The following is a 17,596-nucleotide window of genomic DNA, read 5'->3' on the forward strand; positions in this document are numbered from 1 at the left end:
TTAATGCTATTCGCTAATAAATAATTTATTTAACATAATAATTATTTATTAGGACGCATTGCTGGGAATAAAATAACATCACGGATTGTATGGCTGTCAGTAAATAACATTACCATACGGTCAATACCAATACCTAAGCCTGCTGTTGGCGGTAAGCCATGCTCTAATGCCGTGATGTAGTCATGATCGAAGAACATGGCTTCTGCATCACCGGCTTCTTTTTGGCGGACTTGATCTTCAAAACGCTCTGCTTGGTCTTGTGCATCATTTAATTCTGAGAAACCATTACCAATCTCACGACCACCAATAAAGAATTCAAAACGGTCAGTGATAAATGGATTATCATCGTTACGACGAGCCAGTGGAGAAACTTCTGCTGGGTATTCAATGATGAATGTAGGTTGAATTAAGTGGCTTTCTGCAACTTCTTCAAAAATTTCACACTGAACACGACCTAAGCCCCAGCTGTTCTCAATCTTAATACCAATAGATTGAGCAATAGCAACCGCTTTATCCATATCATCAAGATCAGCCATTACGGTTTCTGGACGATATTTGCAGATAGCTTCTTTCATGGTTAATTTGGCAAATGGTTTACCAAAATCAAACTCTTGATCACCATATTTCACCAATGAAGAGCCGAGTACATTTTCAGTTAATGTACGGAATAATTCTTCAGTTAATTCAATCAGATCACGGTAATCTGCATACGCCATATAAAGTTCCATCATAGTGAACTCTGGGTTATGACGTGGCGATACACCTTCATTACGGAAGTTACGGTTGATTTCGAATACACGATCAAAACCACCGACAACCAAACGTTTTAAATATAACTCAGGTGCAATACGCAGATACATATCAATATCTAATGCATTATGGTGAGTAATAAACGGACGAGCACTTGCTCCACCAGGGATAGTTTGCATCATCGGCGTTTCAACTTCCATAAAACCTTTATTCACCATAAATTGACGGATACCCGCCATGACTTGTGAACGGATTTTGAAGGTTTTACGCGATTCTTCATTAGAAATCAGATCTAAATAACGCTGACGATAACGCGTTTCTTGGTCAGCTAAACCGTGGAATTTATCGGGTAATGGGCGCAGTGCTTTAGTTAATAAACGCACTTCTGTACAGTGAACACTTAATTCGCCCGTTTTCGTTTTGAAAACACGACCGCGAGCACCTAAAATATCACCCAGATCCCATTTTTTAAATTGCTCGTTATAGATACCTTCGGGTAAATCATCACGAGAAACATAAAGCTGAATACGGCCACCCATGTCTTGCAATGTAGCGAAAGATGCCTTACCCATAATACGGCGAGTCATCATACGACCTGCAATAGAAACTTCCACATTTGCTGCTTCTAATTCTTCAGCACTCATTGCATCATACTTTTGATGTAACTCGTCAGACAGAGAATCTCTACGGAAATCATTTGGGAATGCGTTACCATTATCACGTAAAGCGGATAATTTTTCGCGGCGTGTTTGCAGTTCGTTATTTAAATCAGGTGCCTGCTCCGCACCTTGTTGCTGTTGCGACATGTTTTTCCTCACAGGCCCGCTTTTAAGCTAGCTTCAATAAATTTATCAAGATCACCGTCTAATACTGCTTGTGTATTACGCGTTTCCACACCAGTACGTAAATCTTTAATACGTGAATCATCAAGAACATAAGAACGAATTTGACTACCCCAGCCAATATCGGACTTGTTATCTTCCATGACTTGCTTGTCTGCGTTTTTCTTCTGCATTTCCAGCTCGTATAACTTCGCTTTCATCTGCTTCATTGCCTGATCTTTGTTCTTATGCTGAGAGCGATCGTTTTGGCATTGAGTGACAAGACCTGTTGGAACGTGGGTAATACGAACCGCAGATTCTGTTTTGTTAACGTGCTGTCCACCCGCCCCTGAAGCACGGTAAACGTCAATACGTAAATCAGCTGGGTTGATTTCAATATCAATATTGTCATCAACTTCAGGGTAAATAAAGGCTGAACTAAATGAGGTATGGCGGCGGCCACCTGAGTCAAATGGACTTTTACGAACTAGGCGATGAACACCTGTTTCTGTACGTAACCAACCATAAGCGTACTCACCAATAATTTTGATCGTCGCTGATTTTAATCCTGCAACATCACCGTCAGACTCTTCAATAATTTCTGTTTTAAAGCCTCTTGATTCAGCCCAACGTAAGTACATGCGCATCAGCATACTTGCCCAATCTTGCGCTTCTGTACCACCAGAACCCGCTTGTAAATCAAGGTAGCAATCTGCACTGTCATATTCACCAGAGAACATACGACGGAATTCTAATTGCTCAAGCTTTTTATTTAAACCATCTAATTCTGCAATGGCTTCGTTAAATGTTTCTTCATCATCAGCTTCAACCGCTAATTCAAGTAAACCAGAAACGTCTTCTAGTCCTTGCTCTAACTGATCGATTGTTTCTACGATAGCCTCAAGAGATGAACGCTCTTTGCCTAATGCTTGTGCCCTTTCTGGCTCATTCCATACATCTGGCTGTTCTAGTTCAGCGTTAACTTCTTCTAAACGCTCTTTCTTGGCATCATAGTCAAAGATACCCCCTGAGAACATTTGTTCTTTCAGAGACTTCTTCAATTTGGTGTTTTACAGGGTTGATTTCAAACATACTTTTTCGTCTTTATGTTGTTTTCAAAAACAATTGGAATAAATTTTGAACCGCATATTGTAACGGATATATCTGCGGGTTTATAGCATTTATATACAATTGTCGATCAGATAGTTGTTACCATAACAACACGACTCTTTATATCACGATAAATTGTTTAACTATTCGTGTTAACAAGGCCAAATGTGCTCAACAAGCAGTTGTGCATTACGTTGCCCTCTAAACTCGTTTACATCTAATCGATAAGCTAACTCAACCATTTTTATACTGTTATCAGGCCATATATTGATATCAACATTAAATGCAATTGCATCAATCATAAGATGACTATTGACTGGCTGAAGCATCATTTTCAAATGCTTACTACCCACTATACGTTGTTGTAACAGCGTAAATTTACCGTCAAATAAAGGTTCTGGAAAAGCCTGGCCCCAAGGACCCGCTTCTCTAAGCATTTCTGCAATAGGCAATGAAAGTTGATTATCGGTTAGTTCACCATCCGATAAAATAACACCTTGCAACTGTTCATCAGAAACTAACTCTGCCATTAAAGATGAAAAATGACGCTGAAATAATGGAAATTTATCTTCTTCAAGTGAAAGCCCTGCCGCCATTGCGTGCCCGCCAAATTTCACCATCAAACCTGGATTTAATGTATTTAATCGTTCTAAGGCATCTCGTAAATGAACGCCACTAATTGAACGACCAGAGCCTTTTAATAGACCATCACCACTAGGTGCAAACGCGATAACAGGGCGATGCAATTTTTCTTTAATGCGAGACGCTAAAATCCCTACAACACCTTGGTGCCATTCAGGATGGTAAATCGCTAAACCATTTGGTAAATCCTGTTGCGTTCCCATAAATTGGCGGAAAATAATTGAAGCTTCTTCTTGCATACCGGCTTCAATTTCACGCCGAGTTTGATTTAATCCATCAAGTTCATTAGCAATTTCACGTGCCGTGCTAATATTGTCAGTTAAAAGTAACGCAACACCTACCGACATATCATCAAGGCGTCCTGCTGCGTTTAAACGTGGCCCTAAAGAGAAACCTAAATCACTACTCACCAATTGAGATAACGCTTTACGAGAAACCTCCGTAAGTGCTTTTATCCCTACACAACAACGACCAGCTCTAATTCGACGTAATCCTTCATAAACAAAAATACGGTTATTTTCATCAAGAGGAACAACATCTGCTACTGTACCAAGTGCAACTAAATCAAGAAAATCGGCCATATTGGGACGAGTTAAGTTTTGTTGCTCAAACCAGCCTTGTTTTTCTAATTCAGCTCTTAATGCCGTCATTAAATAAAAAGTAACACCAACACCCGCTAATGACTTAGATAAAAAAGGACAATCTGCTAAGTTAGGATTAATAATCGCATCAGCGGTGGGTAAGGTTTGCCCTGGTAAATGGTGATCGGTAACGAGGACACGAATACCATATTCATGAGCCGTATCCACACCGTCAAAAGAGGAAATTCCATTATCAACAGTGATAATAAGATCAACACCTTTTTTAGCAACATCATGAACAACTTGAGGGCTTAAACCATAACCATCATCAAAACGATTAGGAATATGATGGCTAACCTGCTTAAATCCCATTTGGCGTAATGCTTTAATCGCAAGTGCGGTACTGGTTGCCCCATCAGCATCAAAATCGCCGACAATAACAATACGGGATTGTTGCTGTAATGCCTCAATCAGTAATGAAATTGCCGTTTCTATTCCTGTTAATGTTTGATAATGAAGTAAGCCCTTTAACGATCGTTCTAGTTGAACTTCAGATGTTATTCCACGATTAGCATAAATTTGTCGTAATAAGGGATCTAAGTTATCTGGTAATTGAGTTACCTGTGCGATTCGACGACGCAGTGTCGGTTCAATAGTGACCATAAAACGTAATTACTTCTCTTTTTTATCTAATAATTCAACAAGGTTTTGAGCAGAAATATATCCACCATAAATACTGGCATTAGGTAATACAATAGCGGGTGTGCCTTGGATACCCATCATGGTGCCTAATTTAAAGTGTTCATTGATATTGATTTTTGTACACTCATCAATAGGAATAATTTTGTCCCCTTTAAATGCACTATCTAACGATTTATTAGGAAAACCACTACACCACACAGCATTCATTTCTTTACTGACGATATTATTGCCAACACCATTACGAGGAAATGCTAAATAACGCACTGTTATCCCTTGTTTATTCAGCTCAGGGACTTCTTGATGTAGTTTTTGACAATAAGGGCAACTGATATCGGTAAAAATGGTGATCACATGGCGCTCATTACGCGCTTTATAAACAATCATTTCATTTTTAAGTGAGTCTACTTTTTTCATAATAACTTGATTAGCAATACTTACAGGCTCACCATTACTAATGTTATAAATAGGCCCCGCGGTTAGATATTTACCATCATCTGTAATATAAAAAATACCTTTATCTGATAATACGGCATTTAATCCAACAATCGGTGTGGGTTGAATACTTTCTGCTTTAATTTGCATTTTTGCCAATTGCGCTTCAATCGAAGCATTGTCAGCAAGCACTGGCATTGACACCATCGTTAATAATATTGGCAACCAGAATAATTTCTTTTTCATTTGAATTCCTATTTAACGCCCACTCTTTAGCAGCTATCCCCTTGGATGATGTTGCTGATGAAGCACTTTCAAGCGTTCCGTTGCAACATGGGTATAAATCTGTGTTGTAGAGAGGTCACTGTGCCCCAATAACATCTGTACAACACGCAAGTCTGCTCCATGATTTAAGAGATGTGTCGCAAATGCATGACGCAACACATGGGGTGATAATTTTTCAGTATCGATCCCCGCTATCACAGCATAATGCTTTATGCGATGCCAGAACGTTTGTCGTGTCATTTTTTGCCCTCTTAAGCTAGGAAAAACAATATCGTCCGTTTTCCCTTGCATTAAAGTGGGTCTTCCATATTGCAGATATTGCTCTAACCAGTAAATAGCTTCTTCACCTAAAGGAACTAATCGTTCTTTATCGCCTTTACCAATCACACGTAACACACCTTGCCGTAAGCTGATATCAGAGAGTGATAATCCCACTAATTCAGAAACACGAAGTCCACATGCATAAAGAACTTCAAGCATGGCTTTATCGCGCAATTCAAGTGGCTCATCAATGCAAGGGGCATTAAGTAAATCATCAACTTGTCGTTCACTTAAATCTTTTGGTAAACGCTTGGGAAGCTTAGGCGTTGAAAGCAATGCGCTAGGATCGTCTAAACGTAATTTTTCGCGATATAAATATTGGAATAACCGACGCAATGTACTGAGTAATCGAGCTGCGCTGCTGGCTTTGTAACCCTCATCTAAACGTGTTGCGAGAAAAGATTGCAAATCCAAAGTGGTAACGGATAACCAATCTAATTTGTGATGTGCAAGCCATTGCCCTAATGCTTGTAAGTCTAAGCGATAAGAGCTGAGCGTATTTGCGGATAAGCCTTGCTCTAACCAAATATTGTCGAGAAATTGTTCAATAATAATATCAGTATCTTCATTGATATGAGCTGTCTTTTTTGTCGATAATTTGGTTTGTGACACCGTCTTACTCTCCCTATCTTTAGCTTATCGCCTTTACATTATGCCTTATAAAAAAATTTTTCTGGTACAATAGTGACCTTTATTGGCAAAAATATCCTAAAAATCTTTATGAAAATTGGTCTATTTTACGGTTCCAGTACCTGTTACACCGAAATGGCAGCAGAAAAAATTCGTGATATTCTCGGTGAAGAGTTCGTTGATCTTCATAATGTTCAAGAGTGTGATATCACGCTTATGGAACAATATGACATCCTTATTTTAGGTATTCCAACGTGGGATTTTGGTGAGATCCAAGAAGATTGGCTCAGTATTTGGGATACATTACCGACATTAAATTTAAAAAATAAGCTTATTGCAATGTATGGAATGGGCGATCAAGTTGATTATAGCGAATGGTTTCTTGATGCACTAGGTATGCTTTACCATCATTTATTACCAAGTGGTGTTAAATTTATTGGATTTTGGCCTATTGATGGATATGAATTTGTCAGCCCAAAACCGTTATCCGATGATGGTAAACATTTTGTTGGTCTTGCATTAGATGATGTAAACCAGTTTGAAGAAACTGATGAACGTTTATCACAATGGTGTATGCAAATTCTACGTGAAATAGAAGAAAATTTTTAACATCCTCCCTCCTCTAAAGGACAGGGTTTTACGGCACCTTGGATAAATTTAGTATCCAGGTATTAAATATCTGGATATTGCATTAATAATTGAGAGAAGTTACGCCACTCATTTTCATTCATACTGTCAAAAGCAACCCATAACGTGATTTGCTTTTTATTGAGAATGGATGTCAATGTTATTCGAGTACCGAAACGGCTGATCCAAGGGCGTTTTGTTATTTGCCATTCATGCAGTTTCCATTGAATTCGGTTGCCATTCAATAAAACAAAATCCCCTTTGATACGACTAATATTTTTTTGTGTGAAGTACCAACTACATATCAGAAAAAGCAACAATGGAACCCAAACATAAATAAAATCCGGAGGCCATGGATACAACAGCAAGCCTATCACAAAGGAAACATAAGCAACCGTTGAGAAGAGTTGGGTGAACCATGATACTGTGAGGTGCGATTTCCATAAAATCACGAGTTATATTAACTCCTGCTGTAATTCTATACGGATATAAATAAGTTAAAGATAATTAATAAAGACTAACCTATTTATCATGTAACTTCTTCTTTAACCTTGCAAATAGTTTATCTTCGATTTTAACTTAATTATTTATTATTACTTTCACTATTTAATATATATTCAAAAATACAACTTAATAATTAGTCTGTAAGTTCTACTCTTTCTTAATGTGATTTTAATAAAGCTAGCATACCTGATTTATTACGCATAGTGTGAAAAACATCGAGAAAAGGCGATTTAGGCGATCATTTTTAGATATAGTGCGCAAATTTAACGCAACTACATTTTTTATTTCAGTAAATTTTAGCGGGTTATTAATATTATTAACTTTTTATATAAAAATAAAAACGCCTTTATTTGATGAGAAAATAAAAGCGTTATTTTTAATCAATCTTAATTACTATTTAATCTATCGTTGATTTGATAATCTATTTTATTAATATTTATCAACGATCTCCGCCATTCTCGCTTTATTGCGATCTTGGATTAATTTCACCATATAATAGAGTGCATCATCATCAGGGCGTCCATGATTCATCAACCAGTTAAATAAATCAGGATCTGCACACTCGAGTAAACGAACAAAAAGGGCTTTATCGTTATCAGATAGCGTATCGTACTCATTCTCGAAAAAAGGCATGATAGAAATATCCAGTTCACGCATTCCACGACGACATGCCCAGTTAATTCGTGCTTTATTCTCTATATCGATAGTCATACTCTGCTCTTTACATTGTTCAAATCAAGAAATACCACTCACTATTTCTGCCTAGTACTGATAATAGTCTTATCGTAAGATTTTTAACATCAAAATGATCACAGTTTGCAGGTCTAGTCTCATGAGCAACTTATTGAACACGCTTTCATTTGTTATTTATCACGTTCATTTTCTGTGCGTTAAAAATAATAATGACTTGCATTGTCTTGCCACTCTTTTACCATAACTGATGTATCTGATTAATTTAATAGCTGGTGATATCATGACTCAAAATTCTACTCAGGCTAAACGCCCTCATGCAGCAATCAATTTGCCATTAACACTGGTTTCTTTAGATGAATGGTCACTGATAACAGCAACAGGTGCTGACAGTGAAAAATATCTGCAAGGTCAACTAACAACGGATATTGCAGCACTTCCAACAACGACACATACATTGGCTGCACACTGTGAAGCAAAAGGTAAAATGTGGAGCACACTTCGCTTATTCCACCAGCAAGAGGGCTTTGCTTATATTTTGCGTAAAAATGTCGCACAAAAACAACTTGCTGAATTAAAAAAATATGCCGTATTTTCAAAAGTAACCTTAGCTGAAAATACAGATAGCGTTTTATTAGGATTAGCAGGGCAAGGCGCTGCGCTTGCATTAGCTAATTACTTTCCAAATATCCCTCGTAAAGCAAACGAAGTCGTTAATCACAATAATACTTATATTCTTCAATTACCTTTACCTACGGAACGCTTTTTAATCGTAACAGACGAAGAAACCGCAAAAAATCTAGCTACAACACTAGAAGCAGAAAACAGTAATAGTGAGCAATGGTTAGCCTTAGATATTGAGGCTGGATATCCTATTATTGATACTCCAAATATTGAACAATTCTTACCTCAAGCAACAAATCTGCAAGCATTACCAATGAGCATCTGCTTTAAAAAGGGCTGTTATACTGGGCAAGAGATGGTATCTCGTGCGAAATTCAGAGGCGCCAATAAACGTGCAATGTATCTGTTATCAGGTGGTGCTACTGAATTACCAGAGATCGGTGGTAGCGTTGAATGGCAATTAAGCGAAGATAAATGGCGCAAAACGGGAACGGTATTAAGTGCTGTACGTATGGCTGATAATACGATTTTGGCTGAAGTTGTTATGAATAATGATATGGAACCTGATAGTGTATTTCGAGTTCCAAACGATAGCATCAGTCGCTTATCCATTAAGCCACTACCTTATTCTTTAGATGAAGAGTAATTCTTATTTATCATAATCAATACGGATTTTTATGACACAATTACCTAAAGGGGCATTTGGCCCCTTCTCTGATACGATTAACTTTATTATGGAGTTAGATAAACTAAAACGTGTTTATCGCAAAAATAATGTATTAGACAATAGCCGTTCCGAAAATACCGCAGAACATAGCTGGCATTTTGCCGTTGCCGCGATGAGTTTTCAGCCTTATGCTGGTAACATTGATATGGGGCGCGTTATTCAGTTAGCCCTTGTTCATGATATCGTTGAAATAGATGCTGGCGATGTAATGGTGTATGACGTTGCCGCTCGCGAAGCCATTAAAGAACACGAGCAAAAAGCCGCAAAACGTATTTTCTCTTTATTACCTTCCCCACAAAGTGAATATTTCCTCAATTTATGGCTCGAGTATGATGCAGCGGAAACGCCCGAATCTCAGTTTGCCAATATTCTTGATCGTGCCATGCCGATGCTGATGAATTTACATAATGAAGGTCAAAGCTGGGTCGAAAATAATATTCGTCTAGAGCAAGTCTTGGCTAGAAATCTGTTTATTGAAAAACAGTGGCCCGAATTCTGGCAATATCTCTACCCTCAATTATTAGAGGCGCAGAAAAAAGGCTGGCTGAAGTAATATCTTCAATACTGTGCTTGTTAAATAAAAAAATACCGAAGGCTAACTTAACCCTCGGTATTTAAATTTAAGAATATAGCTAGATTAAAGCTTATTCATAATCACTAATTGGCGCACATGAACAATGCAAATGACGGTCGCCATACACATCATCCAGACGTTTAACCGCTGGCCAATATTTGTTTTGTTTCGTTGCTTCACTTGGGAATACGGCACATTCACGACTATAACTGTGTGACCACTCTTGTACTAATTCGTATTGAGTATGAGGTGCATTAACTAATGGGTTGTCATCGATTGGCCATACGCCGTTGTCTACCTGTGCAATTTCAGCACGAATAGAAAGCAGTGCTTCAATAAAACGATCAATCTCAACTTTACTTTCAGACTCTGTTGGCTCAATCATTAATGTCCCTGCAACAGGGAATGACATGGTTGGAGCGTGGAATCCATAATCAATTAAACGTTTAGCCACATCCATCTCACTGATACCGTAATTCGCTTTTAATGGTCGAATATCGATAATACATTCATGTGCGACATAACCATCAGCACCAGCATAAAGAATGTCATAATCATTTTTCAGACGTTGTGCGATATAGTTCGCATTTAAGATTGCCACTTGGCTTGCTCGTTTAAGCCCTTGCGCACCCATCATACGAATATACATCCAACTAATTGGCAGTATTGAAGCGCTACCAAATTGAGCAGCTGAAACCGCACCTTGTGTCGTGACATTTTCCATTTCAACAACAGAATGTCCTGGCACAAATGGCGCTAAGTGTGATTTCACACCAATAGGCCCCATGCCAGGACCACCACCACCATGAGGAATACAGAAAGTTTTATGTAAATTTAAGTGGGAAACATCAGAGCCAATAAAGCCCGGTGTTGTGATCCCCACTTGCGCATTCATATTGGCACCATCAAGATAAACTTGCCCGCCATATTGATGAATGATTTCACAAACTTCACGGATCCCCTCTTCATAGACACCATGTGTTGATGGATATGTCACCATCACACAAGAGAGTTCAGCTTGATGTTTTTCTGCTTTGGCTTTTAAGTCGGCAATATCGATATTACCGTTATCATCACAACCCACCACGACCACTGTCATTCCTGCCATATGGGCAGAGGCTGGGTTAGTACCGTGTGCTGAACTTGGGATCAAACAGATATGTCGTGCACCTTCACCACGACTTTGATGATAACGACGAATAGCTAATAAACCTGCATATTCGCCTTGAGCTCCTGAGTTTGGTTGCATACACATCGCATCATAACCCGTTAATGCAGCAAGCCAATTGGAGAGTTGTCCAATCATCACTTGATAGCCTTTCGCTTGATAAGCTGGGCAGAAAGGATGTAGCTCTGTAAATTCAGGCCATGTGATTGGGATCATTTCAGCAGCAGCATTAAGTTTCATCGTACATGATCCTAATGGGATCATCGCTTGATTCAATGCTAAATCTTTATTTTCTAAACGATGCATATAGCGCATCATTTCTGTTTCACTGTGATACTGATGAAAGTTTTCATGTGTCAGCACAGTGTCTTTACGTTGCATAGAAGCAGGTATTGATACTGATGAAGAGGCAACTTGTTTATCAAGTGCATCAATATCACCAGCTAATGCTTTACCACTAATAACTTCAACAAGCTTTAATACATCTTCACGAGTTGTAATTTCGCTTAGCGTTACCCCCACGGCACCCACAATATCAGTACGTAAGTTGAGTTCAGCCTCTTTAGCGCGTTGTAGTACAGCCGCTTTATCAGCAGTATCAATCGTTAATGTATCAAACCAAGTTTTATGGCGTAATGCCATCCCGTTTTGTTGTAAACCTGCCGCTAAAATATCCGTTAGACGATGGATACGTTGAGCAATGGTCTTTAATCCCTCTGGTCCATGATAAACCGCATACATCGCTGCAATATTGGCAAGTAACACTTGGGATGTACAAATATTAGAGTTCGCTTTTTCACGACGAATATGCTGTTCACGCGTTTGCATCGCCATACGCAATGCACGATTACCCGCAGCATCACGAGAAACACCAATAATACGCCCTGGCATCGCACGTTTATATTCATCACGACAAGCAAAGAATGCCGCATGTGGGCCACCGTAACCCATAGGGACACCAAAACGTTGTGCTGAGCCTAATACAATATCAGCGCCTTGATGACCTGGTGCAGTAAGGACGACCAGTGCCATTAAATCAGCCGCAACACTGGTAATAATTTTGCGCTCTTTTAGGGCGGCTAATAACTTGCTATGATCATGAACTTCACCCGTTGTGCCAACTTGTTGTAATAGCACACCAAAAACACCTTCAAGCTCTAATACTTTTTCAGCTTTATCAACAACAACGTCAAAACCAAAAGTATCTGCACGCGTTCTGACAACATCCAAGGTTTGAGGGTGAATATCATCAGCGACAAAGAAGCGATCGGCATTTTTTAATTTACTTACACGTTTAGCCATTGCCATTGCTTCAGCGGCTGCCGTTGCTTCATCTAGCAACGATGCAGAAGCAAGATCCATTCCTGTGTAATCAATTGTCACTTGCTGGAAATTCAATAATGATTCTAGACGGCCTTGAGAAACTTCTGGCTGATAAGGTGTATAAGCGGTATACCAACCCGGATTTTCTAGTAAATTACGCAAAATCACAGGAGGTAATATAGAAGGCGCGTAACCCATTCCAATGTAAGAAGTAAAACGTTTATTTTGGCTGGCGATCGCTTTCAATTCAGCCAAAGCTTCTTGCTCTGTTGCCCCTGCACCTACATCTGGTGGTGTTTCTAATTGAATATTATCTGGAACAATTTTTTGAGTTAATTCATTTAATGAGGAGACGCCAACAGCACTGAGCATCTCTTTAATCTGTTCTGGTGATGAACCAATATGGCGACGAATAAATTCATCGCGATACTCTAACTGATTTAAAGTCTGTGTCATTGCAAGTAATTTCCTGAATTCACTATGAATGGATAGGTAAATAGCATATGGCTTAAAGCATGTTGAGATAGCATTACAATAGCAAGCTAACAAATAAAAACGCCCCGGCATTGATTTGACGGGGCGCTTCGTTTTACTCTTCGCTATCTACCAATTCTTGATAACCAGCGGCATCAAGTAAGTCATCTAATTCGCTTTCATTATTTGCTTTAATGCGAAATAGCCAACCGTCTCCGTAAGGCGCACTGTTCACAAGTTCTGGAGAACCCTCTAATTCTTCATTTACGGCGATAATTTCACCCGATAATGGTGCATAAATATCTGATGCTGCTTTTACGGATTCCGCGACCGCACAATCATCACCCGCGGCAACTTCTCTACCCACTTCAGGTAGATCAACAAACACCATGTCACCTAATAATTCCTGTGCATGTTCAGTAATACCAATAGTGTATTCACCATTACCTTCTGAACGGATCCACTCATGAGATTGTGCGTATTTTAATTCACTAGGTATTTGACTCATTGACCTTACTCTCCATTTAAAATAATTGTGCGTGTTATACCAATGCTCTACCTGATCGAACAAAACCAGGTTTTACCACTTCGACGGGCATCTCACGATTACGCATTAATACAATTGCGCTATCTTTTATGCCTGCTGGTACTCTTGCTAATGCAATACTAAAGCCTAATGTAGGCGAAAAAGTACCACTTGTAATAATACCTTCTCTTAACTCGCCTACATCATCCGTAAAGTGTACGACAGTGCCAGCACGCAACACGCCTTTCTCTCGCATAACAAGACCAACAAGTTTATCTGTGCCTGTTGTGCGTAATTTTTCTAATGCTTCTCGACCAATAAACTGGCGATCTTCTGGTGCCCATGCAATCGTCCATCCCATATTCGCTTCAAGTGGATTAATAGTTTCATCCATCTCTTGGCTATATAGGTTCATTCCCGCTTCTAAACGTAATGTGTCTCTTGCACCTAATCCTGCGGGCTTCACTCCCACCGCTAATAATTTTTTCCAAAAATCGACGGCTTGTTCTTTTGGCATTGCAATTTCATAGCCTGCTTCACCGGTATAGCCCGTTGTTGCAATAAACAAATCGCCAAGCTCCACGCCATAGAAAGGTTTCATAGCGGAAACGACTTGACGTTGCGCTTCACTCAATAAACTTTGTACTTTCTCTTGTGCATGGGGACCTTGAACAGCAATTAATGCCAAATCGTCACGAACGGTGATATCAACGACATAATCTGAAGCGTGTTGTTCAATCCATGCTAGATCTTTCTCACGAGTAGCAGAGTTCACAACGAGGCGATAAAAAGAGTCATCAAAATAGTAGACAATAAGATCATCAATTACCCCCCCCGATGCATTTAGCATACCGGTATAAAGTGCCTTACCTTTTTCGGTGAGTTTAGCGATATCATTCGCTAATAAATAACGTAGAAAATCTTTAACTTGTGAGCCATGTAAGTCAACAATAGTCATATGAGAAACATCAAACATCCCTGCATCACGACGTACAATATGATGTTCATCTATTTGGGAGCCATAATGTAGCGGCATCATCCACCCATGAAAATCGACCATACGAGCACCGCAGGCTACGTGCTCATCATACAACGGAGTCTGTTTTGCCATTTTTCCCTCTTTCTACTTTTACTTTAGATTATTCAGAGAACGCAACTTGTTAAATATAAAATTAAACTTGATTTGAAATCATAGTGTTAATCTCAAACTTAAGTTTATTTTTAAACATAGCTTTAACAAACACGAGCAATTAACGTACAACGCAAACGATACCATCTCTTTGAACTTAGCATTGTGAGAAAAAATAAACCATAAGTTAAAATAGGGTATTGTGTCTCTTCATCATAATGTAGACATATAGGTATGCAGAACTAATGATTGCAATTATGCGTATCAGCGCTCATTTTTAGTGAGAAATTACTAAAAAAAAGAATTAGCACAAAGAATAGACTGAAAAAATAGATTTTTTTAGTTCCATTTCTTCAGTCAGATATAAATAAAAGTAATGTGAAATAAGAGAGGAATTAGATTTTTTCAACTGAAGTGTAATTTTTATCACTTAGCCATTCAGGTAAATCAGAAAGTCCCATTGCTTGCTCGAGTAACTTAGGTTTTACCCCCGGTAAACTATCTGCTAACGAAAGACCGATATCTCGGACGAGTTTTTTAACGGGATTATTGCCAGCAAAAAGTTCACGGAATCCTTGCATACTTGCCAGCATGACAGCCGCCGCATGTTTACGACGACGCTCAAATCGTCTCAAATAGAGATATTCACCAAAATCTTTACCTTCTGCTTTTAAGCGACGGATCTCACCAATTAACTCCGCAACATCCATAAAACCAAGGTTAACACCTTGTCCTGCTAAAGGATGGATAGTATGAGCAGCATCACCTAATAACGCTAAGCGGGGAGCGGCAAACTGGCGAGCATAACGGCCTGTTAATGGTATTGTCATGCGATCGCTCGTTAATTCACATTGGCCTAAACGCATATCAAAAGTCACACCTAATGTGCGCTCAAATAGGATTTTTTCTGCGTTTTTATAACTTTCAGCAAGGTTGCTGGGTAAAGACCAAACAATAGAACAAGTATGAGGATCAGAAAGAGGGAGAAACGCCAAAATGCCTTCACCATGGAAGACTTGGCGTGCAATATTTTCATGAGGCTGTTCAGTACGAATAGTCGCCACTAAGGCATGATGTTCGTAATCCCAGAAAGTCAGGGGAATATCTGCGTGTTTACGTAACCACGAATTGGCGCCATCGGCTCCGACAACTAATCTTGCTGTCAACATTTCACCATCATTAAGGGTAATAAATGCATCATTTTCCCCCCACACTACGCGCTCAATCTGCGTTGATGAATAGAAGGTAATATCACTATGGCTTTCACATTTTTGCCAAAGGACTTCACGAATAAGGTGATTTTCGATAATAGAGCCTAAGTGGCTGAACCCTTCTTTTTGTGCTGAAAATTCAATACGTCCAAAACTATCTTGATCCCAAACTTCCATACCTTGATAAGGTGTAGCTCGTAATGCTTGTAAACTTTCCCAAACACCTAATTTTTTCAGCAACATTTCACTGGCTGTATTAATAGCAGATACCCGTAATGAAAAATCATCTTGTGGGTGAAAAAGCTTCGTTACTGGGTGATTTTCTATTATCGCTATACGTAATCCACACCCATGTAATCCACTGGCTAATGCAAGCCCAACCATTCCACCACCAGCAATAACAACATCAAATGATTTCATAATATAAGTATCCTAAAAAGCGATTATTTTAGAGCCGCTGTTCTTTTCTGCTTATTTTTACAACAAAAAAAAATTATAAAGCAAACTAGTTACTATTTTAGATATTGATCGATATTAACAATGACTATCAAAGATCAACACGCTCTAGTCTGTCCAGCCAAGTGTTTGATGCGCCAATTTATCTCTCATCATTGGGAGCAACTCCATCGTCATTAATCCTAAGTTGCGAGAGACAATCAGAGGCACACAACGATTTGCAAACACTTTCACCAATCCATCAGTAATAGAGATAGTTTTTTCTCTATCTTGTTGGCGAATTTGTTGATATTGAGAGAGTACTCGATAACTACCAATATCAATATTGGCATTAATCGATTGAGTGATCGTATTGGCGAGCGCCATAACATCACGCAAGCCAAGGTTAAAACCTTGTCCTGCAATAGGATGAAGCGTTTGCGAGGCATTTCCAACTAACGCTAAACGATGACCAATAATTTGATTGGCTTTTTGTAGTACTAAAGGGTAGCAATTTCGCTTACCAATATGCTCTATCTTTCCTAAACGCCAGCCAAAATCACGCTGTAAATGCGCGATAGTTGTTTCATCATCCCATTGAGAAACTTCATCCCATTTTTCAATAGGATGACACCACACTAATGAGCTACGCCCTTCACTCATGGGTAACATGGCTAATGGACCAAATTCGGTAAAACGTTCAAATGCTTTACCTTGGGGATCGATTTGCGTTTTAACATTAGCGATCATAGCCACTTGATGATAAGGCTCTCGCTGCCATTGAATATGGCACTGGTGACCAACAGGTGAGTGTGTACCATCAGCAGCAATCAGTAAATCACCCGATAATTGTGTACCATCATCAAGTGTTACCTTAACAACATCAATATTACGTTGAACCTGCTCAACTTTAGCGGGGCAATAAAGTGTGATATTGGATTGTTTTTTTAACTTAGCAAAAAGCTGACGTCCTGCATCATGCAATTCAATAACATAACCCAGTGCTGAGATATCATAGTCTTGTGCATAAATATTAACAAAACCACAATGACCTTTATCAGAGACATGAACATGATTAATGGGAGTGACAAAAGGTTTTAATGTTGACCAAAGCCCGATTTGCTCTAACCGTTTCGCTGTTCCATGCGCTAATGCGATCGCTCTTGCATCAAACCCAGGGTGCCCATTGTCAGGCTCTCTTGCTTCAATTAACGATATTGAAATTTTACCTTTATTTAATGCAGAGAGTGCCAGTGCTAATGTCGCCCCTGCCATTCCACCACCCACAATAATCACATTCATGCTGATTT

Annotated in this window: 15 protein-coding genes; 3 read left to right on the forward strand and 12 right to left on the reverse strand. The window is 39.1% G+C overall.

Annotated elements, in window-relative coordinates; all coding sequences use genetic code 11:
• Window positions 1–41: 41 nt before the first annotated feature.
• From lysS to xerD, 5 genes are all read right to left on the reverse strand, one after another.
• A complete protein-coding gene (lysS, locus tag SB028_RS14145) occupies window positions 42–1,556 on the reverse strand; it encodes a lysine--tRNA ligase (protein WP_069367744.1) in 1,515 nt (504 codons plus the stop codon).
• A gap of 8 nt (window positions 1,557–1,564) precedes the next feature.
• A protein-coding gene (gene prfB / locus SB028_RS14150) for a peptide chain release factor 2 (protein ID WP_109371064.1) occupies window positions 1,565–2,663 on the reverse strand; the annotation gives its coding sequence in 2 pieces (ribosomal slippage) (window positions 1,565–2,587 and window positions 2,589–2,663; 1,098 coding nt in all).
• A 170-nt stretch (window positions 2,664–2,833) separates the two neighbouring features.
• On the reverse strand, window positions 2,834–4,567 hold the full coding sequence (gene recJ, locus SB028_RS14155) for a single-stranded-DNA-specific exonuclease RecJ (protein ID WP_069367743.1): 1,734 nt from the start codon (window positions 4,565–4,567) through the stop codon (window positions 2,834–2,836).
• Window positions 4,568–4,576: 9 nt separating this feature from the next.
• On the reverse strand, window positions 4,577–5,284 hold the full coding sequence (gene dsbC, locus SB028_RS14160; protein WP_069367742.1) for a bifunctional protein-disulfide isomerase/oxidoreductase DsbC: 708 nt from the start codon (window positions 5,282–5,284) through the stop codon (window positions 4,577–4,579).
• A gap of 33 nt (window positions 5,285–5,317) precedes the next feature.
• On the reverse strand, window positions 5,318–6,256 hold the full coding sequence (gene xerD, locus SB028_RS14165; protein WP_069367741.1) for a site-specific tyrosine recombinase XerD: 939 nt from the start codon (window positions 6,254–6,256) through the stop codon (window positions 5,318–5,320).
• 108 nt (window positions 6,257–6,364) lie between these two features.
• On the opposite strand from xerD, the gene fldB reads away from it, so the two are divergent.
• The gene (fldB, locus tag SB028_RS14170; RefSeq protein ID WP_069368022.1) at window positions 6,365–6,883 is read left to right on the forward strand and encodes a flavodoxin FldB; all 519 of its coding nucleotides are present in this window, start codon (window positions 6,365–6,367) and stop codon (window positions 6,881–6,883) included.
• A gap of 62 nt (window positions 6,884–6,945) precedes the next feature.
• Here the strand turns inward: fldB and SB028_RS14175 are convergent, their stop codons facing one another.
• Window positions 6,946–7,353, reverse strand: a complete 408-nt coding sequence (locus tag SB028_RS14175; RefSeq protein ID WP_069367740.1) for a protein YgfX — start codon at window positions 7,351–7,353, stop codon at window positions 6,946–6,948.
• 481 nt (window positions 7,354–7,834) lie between these two features.
• Window positions 7,835–8,110 (reverse strand): FAD assembly factor SdhE, encoded by a 276-nt coding sequence (gene sdhE, locus SB028_RS14180; protein WP_036913402.1) that lies wholly within the window; start codon window positions 8,108–8,110, stop codon window positions 7,835–7,837.
• Between the two features lie 268 nt (window positions 8,111–8,378).
• Here sdhE and ygfZ point away from each other — a divergent pair, with 268 nt between their 5' ends.
• Both ygfZ and SB028_RS14190 read left to right on the forward strand, forming a co-directional pair.
• Window positions 8,379–9,365, forward strand: a complete 987-nt coding sequence (gene ygfZ, locus SB028_RS14185) for a tRNA-modifying protein YgfZ (RefSeq protein ID WP_069367739.1) — start codon at window positions 8,379–8,381, stop codon at window positions 9,363–9,365.
• A 31-nt stretch (window positions 9,366–9,396) separates the two neighbouring features.
• Window positions 9,397–9,999 (forward strand): HD domain-containing protein, encoded by a 603-nt coding sequence (locus SB028_RS14190; RefSeq protein ID WP_069367738.1) that lies wholly within the window; start codon window positions 9,397–9,399, stop codon window positions 9,997–9,999.
• A gap of 91 nt (window positions 10,000–10,090) precedes the next feature.
• Here the strand turns inward: SB028_RS14190 and gcvP are convergent, their stop codons facing one another.
• From gcvP to ubiH, 5 genes are all read right to left on the reverse strand, one after another.
• Window positions 10,091–12,967 (reverse strand): aminomethyl-transferring glycine dehydrogenase, encoded by a 2,877-nt coding sequence (gcvP, locus tag SB028_RS14195; protein ID WP_260664939.1) that lies wholly within the window; start codon window positions 12,965–12,967, stop codon window positions 10,091–10,093.
• A gap of 133 nt (window positions 12,968–13,100) precedes the next feature.
• A complete protein-coding gene (gene gcvH, locus SB028_RS14200) occupies window positions 13,101–13,493 on the reverse strand; it encodes a glycine cleavage system protein GcvH (RefSeq protein WP_069367736.1) in 393 nt (130 codons plus the stop codon).
• A 34-nt stretch (window positions 13,494–13,527) separates the two neighbouring features.
• Entirely contained in the window at window positions 13,528–14,622 is a 1,095-nt protein-coding gene (gcvT, locus tag SB028_RS14205; RefSeq protein ID WP_069367735.1) for a glycine cleavage system aminomethyltransferase GcvT, read from the reverse strand.
• 413 nt (window positions 14,623–15,035) lie between these two features.
• Window positions 15,036–16,271 carry an FAD-dependent 2-octaprenylphenol hydroxylase gene (gene ubiI, locus SB028_RS14210; protein ID WP_069367734.1) on the reverse strand — a complete coding sequence of 412 codons (1,236 nt, stop codon included), beginning with the start codon at window positions 16,269–16,271 and terminating at the stop codon, window positions 15,036–15,038.
• A gap of 144 nt (window positions 16,272–16,415) precedes the next feature.
• Window positions 16,416–17,588: a 2-octaprenyl-6-methoxyphenyl hydroxylase gene (gene ubiH, locus SB028_RS14215; protein ID WP_069367733.1), complete on the reverse strand. Its 1,173-nt coding sequence runs from the start codon at window positions 17,586–17,588 to the stop codon at window positions 16,416–16,418.
• Between the last annotated feature and the right edge of the window lie 8 nt (window positions 17,589–17,596).

Origin of the sequence: Proteus vulgaris (assembly GCF_033708015.1) — a bacterium.
In the GTDB taxonomy this organism is placed as follows: Bacteria; Pseudomonadota; Gammaproteobacteria; order Enterobacterales; family Enterobacteriaceae; genus Proteus.

Coding starts and splice junctions, on each gene's coding strand:
- lysS (WP_069367744.1), bottom strand. CDS start 1,556: ATGTCGCAACAGCAACAAGGTGCGGAGCAGGCACCTGATTTAAATAAC.
- recJ (WP_069367743.1), bottom strand. CDS start 4,567: ATGGTCACTATTGAACCGACACTGCGTCGTCGAATCGCACAGGTAACT.
- dsbC (WP_069367742.1), bottom strand. CDS start 5,284: ATGAAAAAGAAATTATTCTGGTTGCCAATATTATTAACGATGGTGTCA.
- fldB (WP_069368022.1), top strand. CDS start 6,365: ATGAAAATTGGTCTATTTTACGGTTCCAGTACCTGTTACACCGAAATG.
- ygfZ (WP_069367739.1), top strand. CDS start 8,379: ATGACTCAAAATTCTACTCAGGCTAAACGCCCTCATGCAGCAATCAAT.
- SB028_RS14190 (WP_069367738.1), top strand. CDS start 9,397: ATGACACAATTACCTAAAGGGGCATTTGGCCCCTTCTCTGATACGATT.
- gcvP (WP_260664939.1), bottom strand. CDS start 12,967: ATGACACAGACTTTAAATCAGTTAGAGTATCGCGATGAATTTATTCGT.
- gcvH (WP_069367736.1), bottom strand. CDS start 13,493: ATGAGTCAAATACCTAGTGAATTAAAATACGCACAATCTCATGAGTGG.
- gcvT (WP_069367735.1), bottom strand. CDS start 14,622: ATGGCAAAACAGACTCCGTTGTATGATGAGCACGTAGCCTGCGGTGCT.
- ubiI (WP_069367734.1), bottom strand. CDS start 16,271: ATGAAATCATTTGATGTTGTTATTGCTGGTGGTGGAATGGTTGGGCTT.
- ubiH (WP_069367733.1), bottom strand. CDS start 17,588: ATGAATGTGATTATTGTGGGTGGTGGAATGGCAGGGGCGACATTAGCA.